Origin of the sequence: Bradyrhizobium sp. YCK136 (assembly GCF_044570075.1) — a bacterium.
GTDB lineage: Bacteria > Pseudomonadota > Alphaproteobacteria > Rhizobiales > Xanthobacteraceae > Bradyrhizobium > Bradyrhizobium diazoefficiens.
Genome location: NZ_CP172424.1, coordinates 4,804,178 through 4,818,808 on the forward strand (window position 1 = coordinate 4,804,178; position 14,631 = coordinate 4,818,808).

The 14,631-nt window shown below is 64.7% G+C and carries 17 protein-coding genes; 5 read left to right on the plus strand and 12 right to left on the minus strand.

What is annotated here, in order from left to right:
* Positions 1-2 precede the first annotated feature (2 nt).
* Complete coding sequence (locus tag ACFLEY_RS23540) at positions 3-155, plus strand: hypothetical protein (RefSeq protein WP_014495196.1); 153 nt, start codon at positions 3-5, stop codon at positions 153-155.
* Here ACFLEY_RS23540 and ACFLEY_RS23545 read toward each other — a convergent pair whose 3' ends face one another.
* Genes ACFLEY_RS23545 through pxpB form a run of 3 tightly spaced genes read right to left on the minus strand, consistent with a single transcriptional unit; the run spans position 156 to position 2,722 of the window.
* Positions 156-926 (minus strand): LamB/YcsF family protein, encoded by a 771-nt coding sequence (locus ACFLEY_RS23545; protein ID WP_011087339.1) that lies wholly within the window; start codon positions 924-926, stop codon positions 156-158. It abuts the gene before it with no gap.
* A gap of 30 nt (positions 927-956) precedes the next feature.
* Entirely contained in the window at positions 957-1,994 is a 1,038-nt protein-coding gene (locus tag ACFLEY_RS23550) for a biotin-dependent carboxyltransferase family protein (protein WP_211433390.1), read from the minus strand.
* The gene (gene pxpB / locus ACFLEY_RS23555) at positions 1,991-2,722 is read right to left on the minus strand and encodes a 5-oxoprolinase subunit PxpB (protein WP_060912211.1); all 732 of its coding nucleotides are present in this window, start codon (positions 2,720-2,722) and stop codon (positions 1,991-1,993) included. The genes ACFLEY_RS23550 and pxpB overlap by 4 nt, the downstream gene beginning before the upstream one ends.
* A gap of 248 nt (positions 2,723-2,970) precedes the next feature.
* Between pxpB and ACFLEY_RS23560 the strand changes: the two genes are divergently transcribed.
* The gene (locus ACFLEY_RS23560; protein ID WP_060912212.1) at positions 2,971-3,669 is read left to right on the plus strand and encodes a ribonuclease activity regulator RraA; all 699 of its coding nucleotides are present in this window, start codon (positions 2,971-2,973) and stop codon (positions 3,667-3,669) included.
* 16 nt (positions 3,670-3,685) lie between these two features.
* Positions 3,686-4,090 carry a cupin domain-containing protein gene (locus tag ACFLEY_RS23565; RefSeq protein WP_038967426.1) on the plus strand — a complete coding sequence of 135 codons (405 nt, stop codon included), beginning with the start codon at positions 3,686-3,688 and terminating at the stop codon, positions 4,088-4,090.
* 57 nt (positions 4,091-4,147) lie between these two features.
* On the opposite strand, the gene ACFLEY_RS23570 is transcribed toward ACFLEY_RS23565, so the two are convergent.
* From ACFLEY_RS23570 to ACFLEY_RS23580, 3 genes are all read right to left on the minus strand, one after another.
* The gene (locus tag ACFLEY_RS23570) at positions 4,148-4,504 is read right to left on the minus strand and encodes a hypothetical protein (RefSeq protein WP_028173994.1); all 357 of its coding nucleotides are present in this window, start codon (positions 4,502-4,504) and stop codon (positions 4,148-4,150) included.
* 181 nt (positions 4,505-4,685) lie between these two features.
* On the minus strand, positions 4,686-5,546 hold the full coding sequence (locus ACFLEY_RS23575; RefSeq protein WP_038967427.1) for a DUF2147 domain-containing protein: 861 nt from the start codon (positions 5,544-5,546) through the stop codon (positions 4,686-4,688).
* A gap of 234 nt (positions 5,547-5,780) precedes the next feature.
* The gene (locus ACFLEY_RS23580; protein ID WP_028173996.1) at positions 5,781-6,563 is read right to left on the minus strand and encodes a transporter substrate-binding domain-containing protein; all 783 of its coding nucleotides are present in this window, start codon (positions 6,561-6,563) and stop codon (positions 5,781-5,783) included.
* 114 nt (positions 6,564-6,677) lie between these two features.
* Between ACFLEY_RS23580 and ACFLEY_RS23585 the strand changes: the two genes are divergently transcribed.
* Positions 6,678-7,181 carry a DUF1993 family protein gene (locus ACFLEY_RS23585; RefSeq protein ID WP_038967429.1) on the plus strand — a complete coding sequence of 168 codons (504 nt, stop codon included), beginning with the start codon at positions 6,678-6,680 and terminating at the stop codon, positions 7,179-7,181.
* A gap of 8 nt (positions 7,182-7,189) precedes the next feature.
* On the opposite strand, the gene ACFLEY_RS23590 is transcribed toward ACFLEY_RS23585, so the two are convergent.
* The 6 genes from ACFLEY_RS23590 to ACFLEY_RS23615 all read right to left on the minus strand — a co-directional run bounded on the left by ACFLEY_RS23590 (position 7,190) and on the right by ACFLEY_RS23615 (position 13,260).
* Positions 7,190-7,621 carry a hypothetical protein gene (locus tag ACFLEY_RS23590; RefSeq protein WP_060912213.1) on the minus strand — a complete coding sequence of 144 codons (432 nt, stop codon included), beginning with the start codon at positions 7,619-7,621 and terminating at the stop codon, positions 7,190-7,192.
* Between the two features lie 168 nt (positions 7,622-7,789).
* On the minus strand, positions 7,790-8,779 hold the full coding sequence (locus ACFLEY_RS23595) for a hydroxyacid dehydrogenase (RefSeq protein ID WP_396604949.1): 990 nt from the start codon (positions 8,777-8,779) through the stop codon (positions 7,790-7,792).
* 34 nt (positions 8,780-8,813) lie between these two features.
* A complete protein-coding gene (locus tag ACFLEY_RS23600) occupies positions 8,814-9,914 on the minus strand; it encodes an ABC transporter ATP-binding protein (RefSeq protein ID WP_011087328.1) in 1,101 nt (366 codons plus the stop codon).
* A 6-nt stretch (positions 9,915-9,920) separates the two neighbouring features.
* Entirely contained in the window at positions 9,921-10,832 is a 912-nt protein-coding gene (locus tag ACFLEY_RS23605) for a carbohydrate ABC transporter permease (RefSeq protein WP_060912216.1), read from the minus strand.
* Positions 10,832-11,773: a carbohydrate ABC transporter permease gene (locus ACFLEY_RS23610; RefSeq protein ID WP_060912217.1), complete on the minus strand. Its 942-nt coding sequence runs from the start codon at positions 11,771-11,773 to the stop codon at positions 10,832-10,834. Before ACFLEY_RS23610 ends, ACFLEY_RS23605 begins: the two co-directional genes overlap by 1 nt.
* A gap of 146 nt (positions 11,774-11,919) precedes the next feature.
* Positions 11,920-13,260 (minus strand): ABC transporter substrate-binding protein, encoded by a 1,341-nt coding sequence (locus ACFLEY_RS23615; protein ID WP_011087324.1) that lies wholly within the window; start codon positions 13,258-13,260, stop codon positions 11,920-11,922.
* Between the two features lie 515 nt (positions 13,261-13,775).
* Here ACFLEY_RS23615 and ACFLEY_RS23620 point away from each other — a divergent pair.
* The gene (locus tag ACFLEY_RS23620) at positions 13,776-14,573 is read left to right on the plus strand and encodes a Spy/CpxP family protein refolding chaperone (protein ID WP_060912218.1); all 798 of its coding nucleotides are present in this window, start codon (positions 13,776-13,778) and stop codon (positions 14,571-14,573) included.
* The last annotated feature ends 58 nt before the right edge of the window (positions 14,574-14,631 follow it).

The following is a 14,631-nucleotide window of genomic DNA, read 5'->3' on the forward strand; positions in this document are numbered from 1 at the left end:
CCATGCGCGAACTATCGGCGGAAGCCAGGCTGCACTTCTACGCGCGCTCGCTCTCGCGCCGGACCGGCGCGAGCATGCACCACGTCGGGCTCTACAGCGCCTTCGCGGTCATCGCCGCGATCGTGTTCGGCACGCTCTCGGTGCACCCATTCTGATTACGCCCCGCGCTTGAACGGCGCGACTTCGATCCCCGCATCCTTCAACGCCTGACGCAAGGTCCGCGCGATCTCGACCGCGCCATGCGTATCGCCGTGGATGCAGACCGTATCCGTCCGCATCTTGATCACCTTGCCCGTCACGGACACCACCGCGCCGTCCTGCACCATGCGCACCACGCGGTCGGCAATCGCCTTGGCATCGTGCAGCACCGCGCCGGGCTTCTTGCGCGAGACGAGGTTGCCGTCGTCCTCATAGGCGCGGTCGGCGAACACCTCGTGCACCATCGGCAGATTGGCCGCTTCGCCGGCCTTCACCAGCTTCGAATTGGCGAGCACGACGAAGATCAGGCTGGGATCGACCGCCTTGATGCCGGCGGCAATCGCCTTGGCCGTCATGTCGTCCTCGCAGGCGACGTTGGACAGCGCACCATGCGCCTTCACATGCGTGACCTTGTGGCCGGCCGCGGTCGCGATCGCCTGCAACGCGCCGATCTGGTAGGCGACGAGGTTCTCGATCTCGGAGGCCTTCAGGCCCGCGATCGGATGCCGGCCGAAGCCGTGCAGGTCGCGATATCCTGGGTGCGCGCCGACCGAGACGCCGCGGGCTTTCGCCAGCTCGACCGTCCGGCGCATGATGTCGGGATCGCCGGCATGGAAGCCGCAGGCGACGTTGACCGAGCTTGCCAGCTCGATCATCGCGGCGTCGTTGCCCATCTCCCACGCGCCAAAACCTTCGCCGAGGTCGCAATTGAGATCGATCGTCTTCATGGTTGCTCTCCGCCTCTGGTCGTCTTGTCGTTACGGCTCCGCCGTGACCTGCCACGTTCCGGCATCCACCGCGCTGACCGCATAGCCCGCGACGTTAGCATCGCTGAGCGCCTCGATGTTGAGCGCGACGGTGTCGGCGGAGCGGAGGCGATCGGGCAGGCTGCGGATGGCTTGCGCGAATTTGCGCGCCTCGTCCTGTGCCTCCGCCATGCTGACAGCCTTGAAGCGGAACGCGGTCCCCGCCGAGGTCTGCGCCAGACGGCCGACATCGGCCGTGATCACGGTTGCGATCTTCGGATAGCCGCCGGAGGTGCCGCGGTCCATCATCAGCGCGATCGGCGAGCCGTTGCCGGGCACCTGGATGCTGCCGTTGACGGTGCCGTCGGAGACGATGTTGTGGCCGTGCAGATGCTTGATCGCAGGGCCTTCGAGCCGGTAGCCCATGCGGTCGGAGGTCGCCGAGATCTTCCATTCGCTGTCCAGGAACAGCGCCTTGTTGGCGTCGTCGAACTCGTCGTCCTGCGGGCCCAGCACGACGCGGATCGGACCGCTCACGGGCTTCGGCAGCTCGATCCGCAGTTCGGGCGCGCCGCTCGCGGCATCGACGCTGAACTCATCACCGGCCTGGAGCGGGCGCGGGTAGGGGCTGCCGAGGCCGGCGCGGGCATTGACCGCGAGGCTGCCGAACACGGGCTCGCCCTTGATCCCGCCTTCGATCGCGAGATAGGTGAAGGCGCCACCGCGGGCGAAACCGAGCGTCAGCGTCTCGCCGTCCTTCAGCGTCACCGATGTGTCCATGGCGACCGGTCGCCCCGCGACGTCGGCATTGCGCGGCGCGCCGGCAATCGCCACGCGCACGGCGCCGTCACGGGCGGTGAAGGTGGCGCCGAACGGGCCGATCTCGACACTGGCCGCGAACGGCTCGTTGCCGACCAGCGTATTCGCGGCCGCGAGCGACAGACGGTCCATCGCCCCGCTCACGGTCAAGCCGTAGCGCTGCGCACCGTGCCGTCCGCCATCCTGGACGGAGCTTGCAGGGCCGATGCTGGCGACGATGAGCCGGCTCATGCGACCACCTGCTCGGCGATGATCTCGCCGGCCTCGGCGGCGCGGTCCTGTTCCTCGAACGTCTTGTGGTCGATGGCGAAAAACGTCACGCGATCACCGGGTTCGGTCAGGAAGGTCGGATTGCGGTGGAGCTGATAGGTCCGCACCGGCGTGCGGCCGAGCAGGTGCCAGCCGCTCGGGGCGGCCAGGCACTGGATTCCGGCCTGGATGCCGCCGATCGAGATCGTGCCGGCCGGCGTCAGCAGCCGCGGGTTCTGCCGCCGCGACATGTGCAGGGATTTGTCCAGGCCGCTGAGATAGGACCAGCCCGGCGTGAAGCCGATCATGGCAACCTTGTAGTCGCCGGCGACGTGCCGGGCGACGATGTCGCCAGGCGTTGTGTTCAGCGCCTTGGCGACATCCTCGAGGTCGATGCCATGCTCGCCGCCATAGGCGACGGGGATGCGCCAGCGGCGCGTCCTGGTGGCCGGCGGCAGCGGCTGGGTCGCGATCGGGAGGAGCTTTTCGCCGAGCGCGTCGAAGCCGATCTTGCCGGGATCGTAATGCACCAGCAGCGAGCGATAGGTCGGCACGGTCTCGGTGATGCCGTCGATCGGGTTTGCCGCGAGCGCCTTGTCGAGTGCCAGCACGCGCTGGTTGGCGGCATCGTCGATGGTGCGGCTGAACTCGACCGTGACGGCGCTGTCGCCACTGGGCAGAAGGCGGGGCGGGGGAAGCGTCGCGGCCATTGAACTGTCAAAGCGCTGTCGAAATCGGGCTTCTCAGGAAACGCGGGCTCAGCCTTGAGTTCCGCTGGTCCCTGCTTCGCGTAAATGCGCCCGCAAGTCCAATAAATTAATGCAAGGGGAAGCGATAAAGCCTTGTTATCGCGTCGCATAACCGCCCTGCGGCCCTGCGTTCTTGGCCCTTGACGGAAAGCGCCCGGCTCGCAAGATGCGCGCGTTCTTTCCCGCCCATCCGGAGCTCGTCTGTTTCCATGTCGCTGTCCCCCGAAGCCCGCAAGACCCTCGCCGGCATCACCACTGCCACCATCACCACGGTCCTGCTGAAGAAGGGCCTGCGTAACGTGTGGATGCGCGGTGCGCGCCCGCTGCGCCCGGGCCTGCCGCGGCTGGTGGGACCTGCCTTCACGCTGCGCTTCGTGCCGGCGCGCGAGGATCTGGCGACGCCGGAATCCTGGTCGTCGCCGATCTCGACCCGCACCGCGATCGAGGCGATGCCGGAGGGCAGCATCGCCGTGGTCGATGCCATGGGCATCACCGATGCCGGCATCTTCGGCGACATCCTCTGCGCGCGCATGATGAAGCGCGGCGTCACCGCGCTCGTCACCGACGGCGTCGTGCGTGACGTCGAGGGCGTGCTCGGCACCAATCTTCCGGTCTGGTGCGACGGCTATGCCGCGCCGCCGTCGGTGGCGGGCCTGACCTTCGTTGGCTGGGGCGAGCCGATCGGCTGCGGCGGCGTCGCCGTGTTCCCGAACGACATCGTCGTCGCCGACCAGGACGGCTGCGTGCTGATCCCGCAGGCGATGCTCGATCACGTGCTCAACGAGGGCGTCGAGCAGGAGCGGATGGAAGCCTGGATCGTCAACGAGGTGAACAACGGCGCGGTGTTGCCGGGGCTCTATCCCATGAACGCCGAGACCAAGGCGCGTTACGCCGCCAGCAAGAAGTAACAGAAGCGAGGACACCATGGATATCACTGTCGCAGGCACGCGGCCGACCCGCCGCGCGCCCAAGGAAAACTTCACCGGCACCGTGTGGCAGGATCCCGTGATCATGGCGCCCGCGCCAGCACGGCTGAACTGCTCGCGCGTCGCATTCGAGCCCGGCGCGCGCACCAACTGGCATCACCATCCGCTCGGGCAGACGCTCTACGTCATCTCCGGCGTCGGGCGCGTTCAGACCAAGGGCGGACCGGTCCGCGAGATCCGCCCCGGCGACACCGTCTGGATTCCGCCGGGCGAGCTGCACTGGCACGGAGCATCGCCGACCAACGGCATGTGCCACATCGCCATGCAGGAAGCGCTCGACGGCGTCTACTCGACCTGGCTGGAGCCGGTCACCGACGCGGAGTATGGCGCAGCGCTGGGTTAGCGCTCGCGCCCCGGACAAGACGCATCGCCCCATGGCGATGCGTCGGCGATCCGGAGCCTAAATCCGCTCCGCCGTCCACGTGCCGGTGCAAAGGGCCCCGCGCCATGTGCCGGAGCCGGACGTGCCGCTCAGCCGGCCGAAGCCGACTGCACGCTTGATGCCGGTGCTCAAGGTGACGTTGATGCTGCCGGCATCGGCGACGCGGCCGGATGCGGACACCGCGGCGCTGCTCGAGGCGATCTGACCGTTGTTGATGCCGATCGCGACGGTCGCGCCGTTGCCGCAGGTCTCGCTCGATGACGAGATGCGGACGTTCCATGTCCCGTCGAAAGTGCTTGTCGTTGCGCCTGCCTGCGTGAGCGGGAAGGCGATGGCGACAATCGTGGCGAAGAGACCTTTGCGAAAACCGTTCATGACACGCCCCTGGGGTTGACCATGCGGCGATCGTGGCATGGGTTGCGCAACCGGCGATGTGAGGGCTGTCACGCGCGCAGCAGGCTCTGTGAGGTGGCGCACCTCGCGATGACACCGCGGGCAAAAGCAAAGGGGCCCGGATCACGGGCCCCTTGTCTCCGTCAAAGTGTCGAAGCCGAGCTTAGTTCACCCGTGTCCAGGTCTGGCCGCCGCAGAACATGCCGCCGAAGGCGCAGCCCTGCACGCGCAGGCGATCCGTACCCTTCATGGCGATCGTCGAATCGTAGGTCGAGCCGGTGTTGGGATCGAGGATGCGGCCGGACCATTTCTGGTCCTTGCCGGGCTTCATGTTGATCAGGACCTGCTCGCCGTTCTGGTTCGACTTGCTGTCGACCGAATAGCCACAGAGGTTGTTGCCGCATTGCTCGATGCGGACCTTGCCTTCCTTCTCCTCGGTGAGCCAGATACCGAGCGGCGAATTGAGGTCGCGCGTCGGTGCAGCAGCGGGAGCCGGTGGCGCGACAGCGGCCGACTGAACGGGGGCGGGGGCAGGCGCCGGCGCGGGTGGCGCAACAGCCGCAGCGGCCGGCGGGGGCGGCGCCACGGGAGCTGCTTGCTGCTCGACGGGAGCAGGGGCCGGAGGCGGTGCGGGCGGAGGCACGACGGCCGTATCAGCCGGTGCAGCATTGGCAGTCGCCGGCGGCGGAGCAGGTGGCGCGGGAGGCGGTGCGGCCACGACGGGCGGCGCGGGAGCCTGCACGGCTGCGGGCGGCGCTGTAGCAGCGGCCGGTGGAGGCGCCGGAGCAGCCGGGGCTTGCGGATCGGCCTTGGCCTCTTGCGGCGCCTGCTGGCCCGGACTTGTCTCGTTCTTCTTGGCCTTCTTGGCCTTGCCTTGGCCGGTGTTGTCATAGACGCCGGGGATCGACACCGTGCCCCGGTCGGGATCGATGCGGATGGTGCGCCCGCCATATTCGAAGGTGTACTGCGCTTGCGCAGCGGTGCTCGCCAAAAGGAATGCGGCCGTGGCCAACAGCTTCCTCATTTCGCATCTCCTGAACAGATGGTCCCCGGACCGACGCATACGCCCCGGCGCGATCGCAAAAAGTGATCTAGATCACTTTCATCCGTATGAGTCGTGCTCCGGCAGGTTCGGGTTCAATATGCCTGGAACCCGTCCACAATTTGGCCGAAGCGAGCGACAGGAGAACGCGGTCCAGAGCCCCGTTCCGATGGAATCGGAACGCGCGAACCGATACCCATTTCGCTCGAAGACGCCCTAGTCGAACCAGGCGGCGTAGATCTTCCTGTAGCTGCCGTCCTCCATGGAAATGTGCAGCCACTGGTCGACGAAGGCCTTCAGGGCCATGTCGCGCTGGAGCCAATAGGCCTTCTCGGAGAAGTCGAACGGTTTTTCCGGATGCACCGCGCACAGCACGCCGGCATGCTGCTTCTGCTGGTAGCGCGTCTCGGAAGCGTCCGTCATCATCAAATCGGCATTGCCCTTGGCGATCTCGTCGAAGATCACGGTGTTGTCGGCGAAGACGGTGATGTCGGCGTCCTTGATGTTGGCGCGGGCGAAACGCTCGTTGGTGCCGCCGGGATTGACGATGACGCGGGTGCCCTTCTTGTCGATATCAGGGAGCGTCTGGTACTTGCCGACATCGGCGCAGCGCGCGATCGGCGTCTTGCCTTCGCGCATGATCGGCATCGAGAAGAAGCCTTTCCTCTGCCGGTCGAGCGTCACCGAGACGCCGCCCATGGCGATGTCGAACTGGTCGGCCTCGAAATCCTTCATCAGCTTCGGCCAGGCCGTCGGCACGAACTCGACCTTGACGCCGAGCGCCTTGCCGAGCGCCTCCGCCATGTCGACGTCGAAGCCGCTGAACTGCTGCGTGGCCTTGTCCAGATAGGTGAAGGGCTTGTAGTCGCCGGTCATCCCGACACGTAATGTGCCGCGCTTCATGATCTCGTCGAGGCGCGACGGCGCCGCCTGCTGTGCGTGGGCCGAAAGGTTCATCAGCAGCGCCACGGCCAAAGCCGACAGGAATCGAACGGTCATCTCTTCTCCACCCAAGCCCAAGCTGTCATTGTGCAGCTCTTCAGACGTGGATTTAGACCAGATGCCCGTCGCTGGCGAGGCAGAATTGAAAGGAATCCCGAGGTGACGATCTCGATGTACGAGGCCTCGGTCGGCCTCTTTGTGCCGTACTTGCGCAACCTGTCCGCGCTGCTCGACAAGGGCGTGGCCTACGCCGAGACCCGCAAATTCAACCCGGCGGTCCTGCTCGGCATGCGCCTCGCACCCAACATGTACGACCTGGCGCAGCAGGTCGGTGAGGCCTGCCGCCATGCAACGGTCGCTCCGGCCTTGCTGGCGCAGCGCGAGCCGGTGACGCTGCCGGCGCTGGAGCACGACATGGCCGGGCTTCAGGCGCGTATCGCAACGTCAATCGAGTTCATCGAGGGCCTGCCGCGGGCCGAGATCGACGCGGCGGCGGAGCTGAATGTCTTCTTCAGGCTGAAGAACGGAACCGAGCTGCCCTTCACCGGGCGGACGCTGCTGCTGACGTTCAGCGTCCCGCAGTTCTTCTTTCACGTCACGACGGCCTACGACCTGTTGCGGCACGCAGGCGTCGAGCTCGTGAAGCGGGATTTTCTCGGGCCCCGCGAGCGCTAGATCGCGCTTTAGGCTTCGCCCTTGCGTTCGAACTCGGCGAGCGAGCTGCGGCCGGCGATCTCGCTGCGCAGCAGCTCGAAACGCCTGTGCGCCTCGTCCTCGTGCGTGTCGACGAAATGCACGGCGGCGTCGCTTGTCATGGGGCCGCTGATGACCGGCGCGGACTGCTCGCCGATGGTCTCGTGGACGTAGTACTGGTCGTCATCGCCGCGATGGACCGTCCATTTGAGGCGGATCGCAACCATCGGCCCGGGACCGACCTTGCTGTAGCCGTCGGCATCGGTGTGCTCCGGCACCAGCGGCTGCTCCTCGACCACCGAATGCTCATCGGCAGCCGCCGTTTCCGTTTCGGCGTCGCGGACGACGAGGACGGGCTCGGGGTGCTCCAGGATGCTGGCGATGGTCGCCAGCGCGTGGTCGGTCGGGTCGATTTCTGCCAAGGGTCCATCCTCCAGCTCGACGTGGCCGGCAAGTCTGTCCCACTGCCGCCGCGGCTCGGCATATTACGCGGGTTTGATTAAGGCTGAGTTGGGGCTCGATCTGCACCAAAATGGGACGCATTCTGGCGTTCCGAAGGCGGGCGGATGGGCCGCCCGCCTTGGGGTTGGTCAGCCCAGCACGTCCTGATTGATGATGTTCTGCCGGATAGGATCGCCGTCCAGCACGCTCAGGATGTTGCGCGCGGTCTGTTCGCTCATGCGGCTCACCGCCTCGACCGTGACGCCTGCGACATGCGGGGCCATGATGACGTTGGGCAGCGCGAACAGCGCGTTGCTGACCGGCGGCGGCTCCACCTCGAACACGTCGATGCCGGCGCCGGCGAGCTTTCCGGACGTGAGCGCGTCGTACAGCGCCGCTTCCTTCACGATGCCGCCGCGTGCGGTATTGATGAGATAGGATTTCGGCTTCATCCGGCCGATCCGGGCCGCGTCAAACAGGCCGACCGTTTCCGGCGTCTTCGGACAATGAATGGTGACGAAGTCGGCATGGGGCAACGCAGCGTCGAGATCGGCGACGGGCTCGTAGCCGGCGGCCTTGATCTCGGCGGCGGGCTTGTAGGGATCGTAGACCTGTACCTTCATTTCCATCGCCAGGCAGCGCTTGGCGGTGCGGGTGCCGATGCGGCCGAAGCCGATCACCAGGACGGTCTTGCCGTAGAGATCGAACGGCAGCATGCCGAGACGGTCGGCCCATTTGCCGTCCTTGACGCAGGAATGCATCTCCTGCGCGCGTTTTGCCAGTGTCAGCATCATGAACAGCGCCTGCTCGGCGACCGAGGGCGAATTCGCGCTGCCGGCGACCATCAGCGGCACCTTGCGGCGGGAGAGGGCGGGCACGTCAACCGCGTCGTAGCCGACGCCGATCCGTGTCACCACCTTCATGTCCTTCGAGGCCTCAAGCTCAGTCTCGCCGAACGCTGTGGCGCCGAGCGCCACGCCATGGACCGGGGCATGGCTCTTCAACAGGGCCTCAAAATCCTTCGCTGTGATCAGGTTCGCAAATTCGACGAGCTCGATATCGTCTCGCTGAGTGAGGAGGGCGCGGGCCCCTTGCGACAAAGTTTGTGTAACGAAAATCTTCTTCTTGTTGGTCGCCATCGCTCCCTGCCTGCTCGCATTTCTTGGACCTGCGTCACAACACGACGCCGGTGTCTTCGTTTAGCAGGTGCATATTGTTGAGGTCCATCGCCAAACGCATGGGTGCCCCGTCCTTGGCGCCGGCATTGGGATCGACACGGCCGCAGACCGGCGTGCCCTCGAGGCCGAAATAGACCAGGGTCTCCATCCCCATCGGCTCGGTGACGTCGAGCACGGTGTCGAAGCTCTCGACGCCCGGCCCCAGATGCGCATGCGCCTCGGTGAGGTGCTCGGGCCGGAGGCCGAGCAGCAGCTTGTCGGTGCGCGGCAGCGCGTTGTAGCGCGCGGCGCGGGCCGGCGGCAGCGCAAAGGCGATGCGATCGGTGAGGCGGATCTGGAGCGTGCCGCCCACGTCCTCCAGCCGGCACGGGATGAAGTTCATCGCCGGCGAGCCGATGAAGCCCGCGACGAAGCGTGTCGCCGGCTTGTGGTAGAGCTCGTTCGGCGTGCCGATCTGCTCGATGCGCCCCTTGTTCATCACCACCACGCGATCGGCCAGCGTCATCGCCTCGACCTGGTCGTGGGTGACATAGACCGTGGTGGTGCGGACCTTCTGGTGCACCTTCTTGATCTCGATCCGCATCTGCACGCGCAGCTTGGCGTCGAGATTGGACAGCGGCTCGTCGAACAGGAAGACCTTTGGATTGCGCACGATGGCGCGCCCCATCGCGACGCGCTGGCGCTGGCCGCCGGAGAGCTGCTTCGGCTTGCGGTCGATCAGGTCGGTGATGTCGAGGAGCCGTGCGGCTTCCGTCACCCGCGCCTTGATCTCGGCCTTGGGATAGTGCTTCAGGCGCAGTCCGAACGACATGTTCTCGGCGACCGTCATGTGCGGGTAGAGCGCATAGTTCTGGAACACCATCGCGATGTCGCGGTCCTTCGGCGGCACGTCGTTGACGACGTCGCCGCCGATCATGATGTCGCCGTCGCTGATGTCCTCGAGACCTGCGATCATGCGCAGCGTCGTCGACTTGCCGCAGCCCGAGGGGCCCACCAGCACGATGAACTCATGGTCGGCGATATCGAGGTCGATGCCGCGCACGGCTTCGACATCATCGTAACGCTTGACGACCTTACGCAATGCAACGTCAGCCATGAGACATCAACCCTTTGTCGCGCCGGCGGTCAGGCCGGCAATGTAGTAGTCCATCAGGAAGGCGTAGATGACCAGCGGCGGCGCTGCACCGAGCAGCGCGCCGGTCATGATCTGCCCCCAGTTGAAGACGTCGCCCTTGATCAGCGTGGTGGTGATGCCGACCGGCAGCACGAGCTGATCGATCGACGTCGTGAACACCAGGGGATAGAGAAACTGCGCCCAGGACACCGTGAAGGCGAAGATCGTGGCGGCGATCAGCCCGGGCAGCGCCACCGGAATGAAGATCCGCGTCAGGGTCTGCAGCCAGGAGGCGCCGTCGATGAGGGCGGCCTCATCGAGCTCCTTCGGGATCGAGGCGAAATAGCCGATCATGATCCAGGTGCAGAACGGCACGGTCAGCGTCGGATAGATGAACACCAGCACGTACCATCGGTTGAGCAAGGTGATACCGGTGAAATCCTGGACCACTGCGAGCATCTTGAACAGCGGAATGAACAGAAGGCTGTCCGGGATGAGATAGGTGAGGAACACACCGGTCGCGAGTGTCGCCGAGCCCCAGAATTTCATGCGCGCCAATGCAAACGCCGCCGGAATGCTGATCAGCATCGTGACGATCACGACCACGATCGAGATGATCGACGAGTTCCAGAAGAAGCGCAGGAACTGGTTCGAGGTCAAGAGCTCGACATAGTTCGCCAATGTCGGGTGAAAGACCCACCAGGGATTGGTTGCCGCCGAGATCTCCGCGCTGCTCTTGAGGGAGGTGATCAGCATGTAGACCGGCGGCGTCAGGAAGAAGATCGCAAACAGCACCAGGAAGAAGTAGGACCAGCGTAGCGCCCAGGTGCGGTCCCGGCTCATGCTTCCGAGTTTGACCTTGCGGCTTGGTCCAGCCTTGTCGATTGCCAGCGTGCTCATCAGGCTTCGTTCCCGCGTTTGGAGACATCGCGCAGGATGAAGACCGCTGCGACGGCGAGGATGGGCACCATGAACAGCGAGACGCAGGCGCCGAGCGGAATGTCGCTGCTCTGGATGCCGACCTGGAACGCCCAGGTGGCGAACAGATGCGTCTGATCGAGCGGGCCGCCGGAGGTGAGGATGCGCACGATGTCGAAATTGGCGAAGGTGACGATCAGCGAGAACAGCGTCGTGATCGCGATGATGTTGCGCATCATCGGCAGCGTGATGAACCAGATGCGCTGCCACCAGTTCGCGCCGTCGATGGCAGCGGCCTCGTAGAGCTGGTCGGGGACCGATTTCAGCGCGGCGAGGTACATGATCAGGAAGAACGGCGCGCCGTACCAGACGTTGACGAGGATGACGGAGAAGCGCGCCCAGAAGGCGTCACCGAGCCAGGGGATCGGACCGACGCCGAAGGAGGACAGTGTGTAGTTGAAGGCGCTGTAGGAGGGATCGAACAGCCAGAGCCAGGCCAGCGTGCTCATTGCCGGCGGGATGACCCAGGGCACCAGCAGCATGCCGCGCCATTTGCGCTGCTTCTTGCCCGGAATGTTGTGGACAAAATGCGCGACGATGAAGCCGATCAGCGCCTTGAAGATCACGGCGGTAATCGCAAATATGCAGGACTGCTTCACCACCATCCAGAACGTCTCGCGTTTGAACAGGAAGGTGAAATTGCTGAGGCCCACGAATTTCGTCATCGCCTTGTTCAGCGTCGCCAGGTAGAGCGAATAGAAGGCGGGGTAGAGCACGAACAGTGCGATCAGAAGGATCAGCGGCAGCGTCAGGAAGAACGCCACGGTCGATTTCCGACCCATTACATTGCGCAGGCTCGCGTTCTTTTTGCGCGGGCTTCCGGCACGAGCGAGGCGACCTTGCTCAACGACGACATCGGCCATGGGTCAAACTTTCTGGTCAGGCTTTCCTGCGAAAGGTTCAACGGTGAAGCCGGCGACCGGTCGGCTTCATTGGCTTGCGGAGGTAGCGAGAGCGCGCCCCGGCGGCTCACACCCGAAGGCATGAACCGCCATGGCACATACCCGGCTCAGGTCCGCATGAAGCCCTCGCACTCGCCCTCGGCCCAGGCGAGCGCCGTTTCCAACTTCTCTCCTTGCGCAAAGCGCAGCGCCATCTTGGTCAGCGTCGCCTGGAAGTAGATCTGCTGCGCGATCTTCGGCGGCGCCGGCGATGCGGCGATTGACAGCGTCTGGTGGTTGTACGGGTTCGGGTAGTGATAGAGCGTGCCCTTCGGCGGTCCGACCTCGGCCCAGGTCTTGAACGTCGTCATGTTGGCATAGGCCGGCAGGTCATAGCCGCCGCTCGCCACGACGAACTTTTCGATCGCCGCGGGTGAGGACAGATGGGTAAGCAGACTCTTGGCCGCCTCCTTGTTCTTGCCGAAGCTCCAGACGCCCCAGAAATAGGGCAGGTACGGGGCAAAGCGTCCTTTCGGACCCGCCGGGAAGCCGTGCGTCCAGCACTGCTCGGCGACTTGCGGTGCGTCGCGCTTGGCGACCGCCCAGGCGCTCGGCGGGTTCAGGATCATCGCCCCGCGGCCCGAGATCAGCCATTTGTTGTTGGACGCATCATCCCAGGAGGGCGCGTCCGTCGGCAGCACGGCGATCAGCTTCTTGTAGAATTCGAGCGCCTGCCGCACCGCGTCGGTCTTGACCGTGACATCGCCCTTGGCATTGACGAGTTCGGCGCCAAAGGACTGGAAGATCGCGCCGGCTGTATCGACGCTGTCGGTGGTCTCGCCGAGACCGATGCCGAACGGGAAGCCGGCCTTCTGGCAAGCTTCCGCAGCCTTCAAGAACGTCTCCATCGTCCAGTTGTCGGCCTTCGGCGGACTGCCTGCCGGGTACATCTCCTGCACGTCGATGCCCGCATGCTTCTTCATCAGGTCGATGCGCGAGCAAGGGCCCTTGATCTGGCTGCCCGGTGTCGCTGGGATCGCGAGCCATTTGCCGCCCGACTGGCCCAGATATTTGACGGTGCCGTTCACCTCGCCATTCTGCTTGATGAGCGGCTCCATGACGTCGTTGAGCGGCTCGAGATTCTCCGAATAGGCGTGCGGCCACCAGCTCGGCATCTGAAGTATGTCGTGACCGGACTTGGCCTGGGCTTCGGCCGCCGCAGTCAGCTCGATCTTCTTGTTGTTGCTGGTGATGTAGTCGATCGAGACCTCGACCTTCTCCTTCGCGGCCCATTCATTGACGAGAGCCGTGGAGGCGTCGTTGGCGCCGGGCACCCAATGGTCCCAGAAGCCGATCGAGAGCTTGCCGGCGGCATAAGCGCCTCTGACATAGGGCGCCGTGATCAGCGCCGCGGAGGACATTGCAGTGGCAGCCACAAATTGACGTCGCGTCAGTGTCTTGCGTGACATCTCGTTTCCTCGCTTGGATGTTTTATTGTTCTGGCGTTTCCTCTTAACTCTTCCGAGTTTTGCTCTTGATTTTCTTGTTGGCGTTTCTTGTTGGAATTCTCGTTGAACGTTTCTTGTTGGTGCCGTCAGCTCCGATTGCAATCACGCGAGGCGCGGCAAATTGGTAGCGCGATCAGATCATGATTGATCGCGTCTGTCGAGAAAGGCCGAATGGCGATCGTCTAGAACTAACGTTGTGCCCGACGGCGCGGCGGCGCCCGCGGTGCGGTGCGCCGGACCTGCGCCGTGGCTGCTCCTTTTGCGACGCACACGGTGCGCGAACCGGCCTGGAACGATCCGTGCGCAATTACGCCGCAGTTTCGAATAAGCCTGCATAACCGCTTCGCGTGAAAGACTTTTCGGGCGTGGACAGCAATTGGCTGCGTCTGGACCTGGAAGCGGCGGAAACGATAGTGTTGCAACCAGCGGGTGGCTCCCACCCGGACACGCCAATCAGTTCGACGATGGAGACGAGAATGATCAACCCGGCACCGCCAGCGCGGCTTTACCTGCGACGATGGCTCGCGCTGGGGTCCGTGCTCGCGCTGCTGCTCGGCGCAGCCGCAGTCGCGAACGCTCAAGGATTGGTCAAAGGCGTTCAGGAGGGGGCGGCAGCCGGGAACAAGGCGGCCGGTCCGGTCGGTGGCGTGCTCGGCGGTGCGATCGGCGGGGTGGTTGGCGTTTTCACCGGCGTGCTCGGCGTCGGCAACAATGGCAACCAGGCGCCGGCCGCCAAGGACGCTAACAAGGACGCGGCCAAGGATGCCAAGCAGCAGCAAGGCGCCGGCAAGGACAAGGATGCCAAGAGGGCCAAGGCGGGCAAGGGGGCCAAGGCGAGCAAGGAAGCCAAGAACGCGTCGCAGGACACCAAGGACAACAAGGATGTCACGGTCCTCACCCAGAGCGGCGCGCCGCAACAGTCGGCTGAACAGATCGTCGCCAACAGCGATTCCTACATCGAGCGGATCAAGACCGAACTGAATCTCACCCCAGATCAGGAGAAGCACTGGTACGGGTTCTCCAGCGCCATGCACTACCTTGGGCATAATGGTGCGGAGCGGCTCAACTTGCGGGTTGCGCGCGCCAAGCGGGATCCGCCCGACGACATCATCGAGCAGATGCGCAACGAGGCGCAGTTCCTGATCGATCGGGCCGCCGACCAGCGAAATGTCGCCGACGCCGCCGAGCCGCTCTATTCGAGCCTCGACGACAAGCAGAAACAGGTCTTCATCCAGGAGATGGTACGCCTCAGCCACGAGCGCGGGCTGGATTGATCAAGTTGAATCGGATCGCCGGCGTACGAATTAACGGCGCCCGCCACGAATTCGTGAA

Excerpts from the sequence above, each read along its gene's own strand:
- ACFLEY_RS23600 (WP_011087328.1), bottom strand. The coding sequence starts at position 9,914 with ATGGCTGACGTTGCATTGCGTAAGGTCGTCAAGCGTTACGATGATGTC.
- ACFLEY_RS23540 (WP_014495196.1), top strand. The coding sequence starts at position 3 with ATGCGCGAACTATCGGCGGAAGCCAGGCTGCACTTCTACGCGCGCTCG.
- ACFLEY_RS23585 (WP_038967429.1), top strand. The coding sequence starts at position 6,678 with ATGTACGAGGCCTCGGTCGGCCTCTTTGTGCCGTACTTGCGCAACCTG.
- ACFLEY_RS23620 (WP_060912218.1), top strand. The coding sequence starts at position 13,776 with ATGATCAACCCGGCACCGCCAGCGCGGCTTTACCTGCGACGATGGCTC.
- ACFLEY_RS23595 (WP_396604949.1), bottom strand. The coding sequence starts at position 8,779 with ATGGCGACCAACAAGAAGAAGATTTTCGTTACACAAACTTTGTCGCAA.
- ACFLEY_RS23550 (WP_211433390.1), bottom strand. The coding sequence starts at position 1,994 with ATGAGCCGGCTCATCGTCGCCAGCATCGGCCCTGCAAGCTCCGTCCAG.
- pxpB (WP_060912211.1), bottom strand. The coding sequence starts at position 2,722 with ATGGCCGCGACGCTTCCCCCGCCCCGCCTTCTGCCCAGTGGCGACAGC.
- ACFLEY_RS23545 (WP_011087339.1), bottom strand. The coding sequence starts at position 926 with ATGAAGACGATCGATCTCAATTGCGACCTCGGCGAAGGTTTTGGCGCG.
- ACFLEY_RS23610 (WP_060912217.1), bottom strand. The coding sequence starts at position 11,773 with ATGGCCGATGTCGTCGTTGAGCAAGGTCGCCTCGCTCGTGCCGGAAGC.
- ACFLEY_RS23560 (WP_060912212.1), top strand. The coding sequence starts at position 2,971 with ATGTCGCTGTCCCCCGAAGCCCGCAAGACCCTCGCCGGCATCACCACT.
- ACFLEY_RS23615 (WP_011087324.1), bottom strand. The coding sequence starts at position 13,260 with ATGTCACGCAAGACACTGACGCGACGTCAATTTGTGGCTGCCACTGCA.
- ACFLEY_RS23580 (WP_028173996.1), bottom strand. The coding sequence starts at position 6,563 with ATGACCGTTCGATTCCTGTCGGCTTTGGCCGTGGCGCTGCTGATGAAC.
- ACFLEY_RS23565 (WP_038967426.1), top strand. The coding sequence starts at position 3,686 with ATGGATATCACTGTCGCAGGCACGCGGCCGACCCGCCGCGCGCCCAAG.
- ACFLEY_RS23570 (WP_028173994.1), bottom strand. The coding sequence starts at position 4,504 with ATGAACGGTTTTCGCAAAGGTCTCTTCGCCACGATTGTCGCCATCGCC.
- ACFLEY_RS23605 (WP_060912216.1), bottom strand. The coding sequence starts at position 10,832 with ATGAGCACGCTGGCAATCGACAAGGCTGGACCAAGCCGCAAGGTCAAA.
- ACFLEY_RS23575 (WP_038967427.1), bottom strand. The coding sequence starts at position 5,546 with ATGAGGAAGCTGTTGGCCACGGCCGCATTCCTTTTGGCGAGCACCGCT.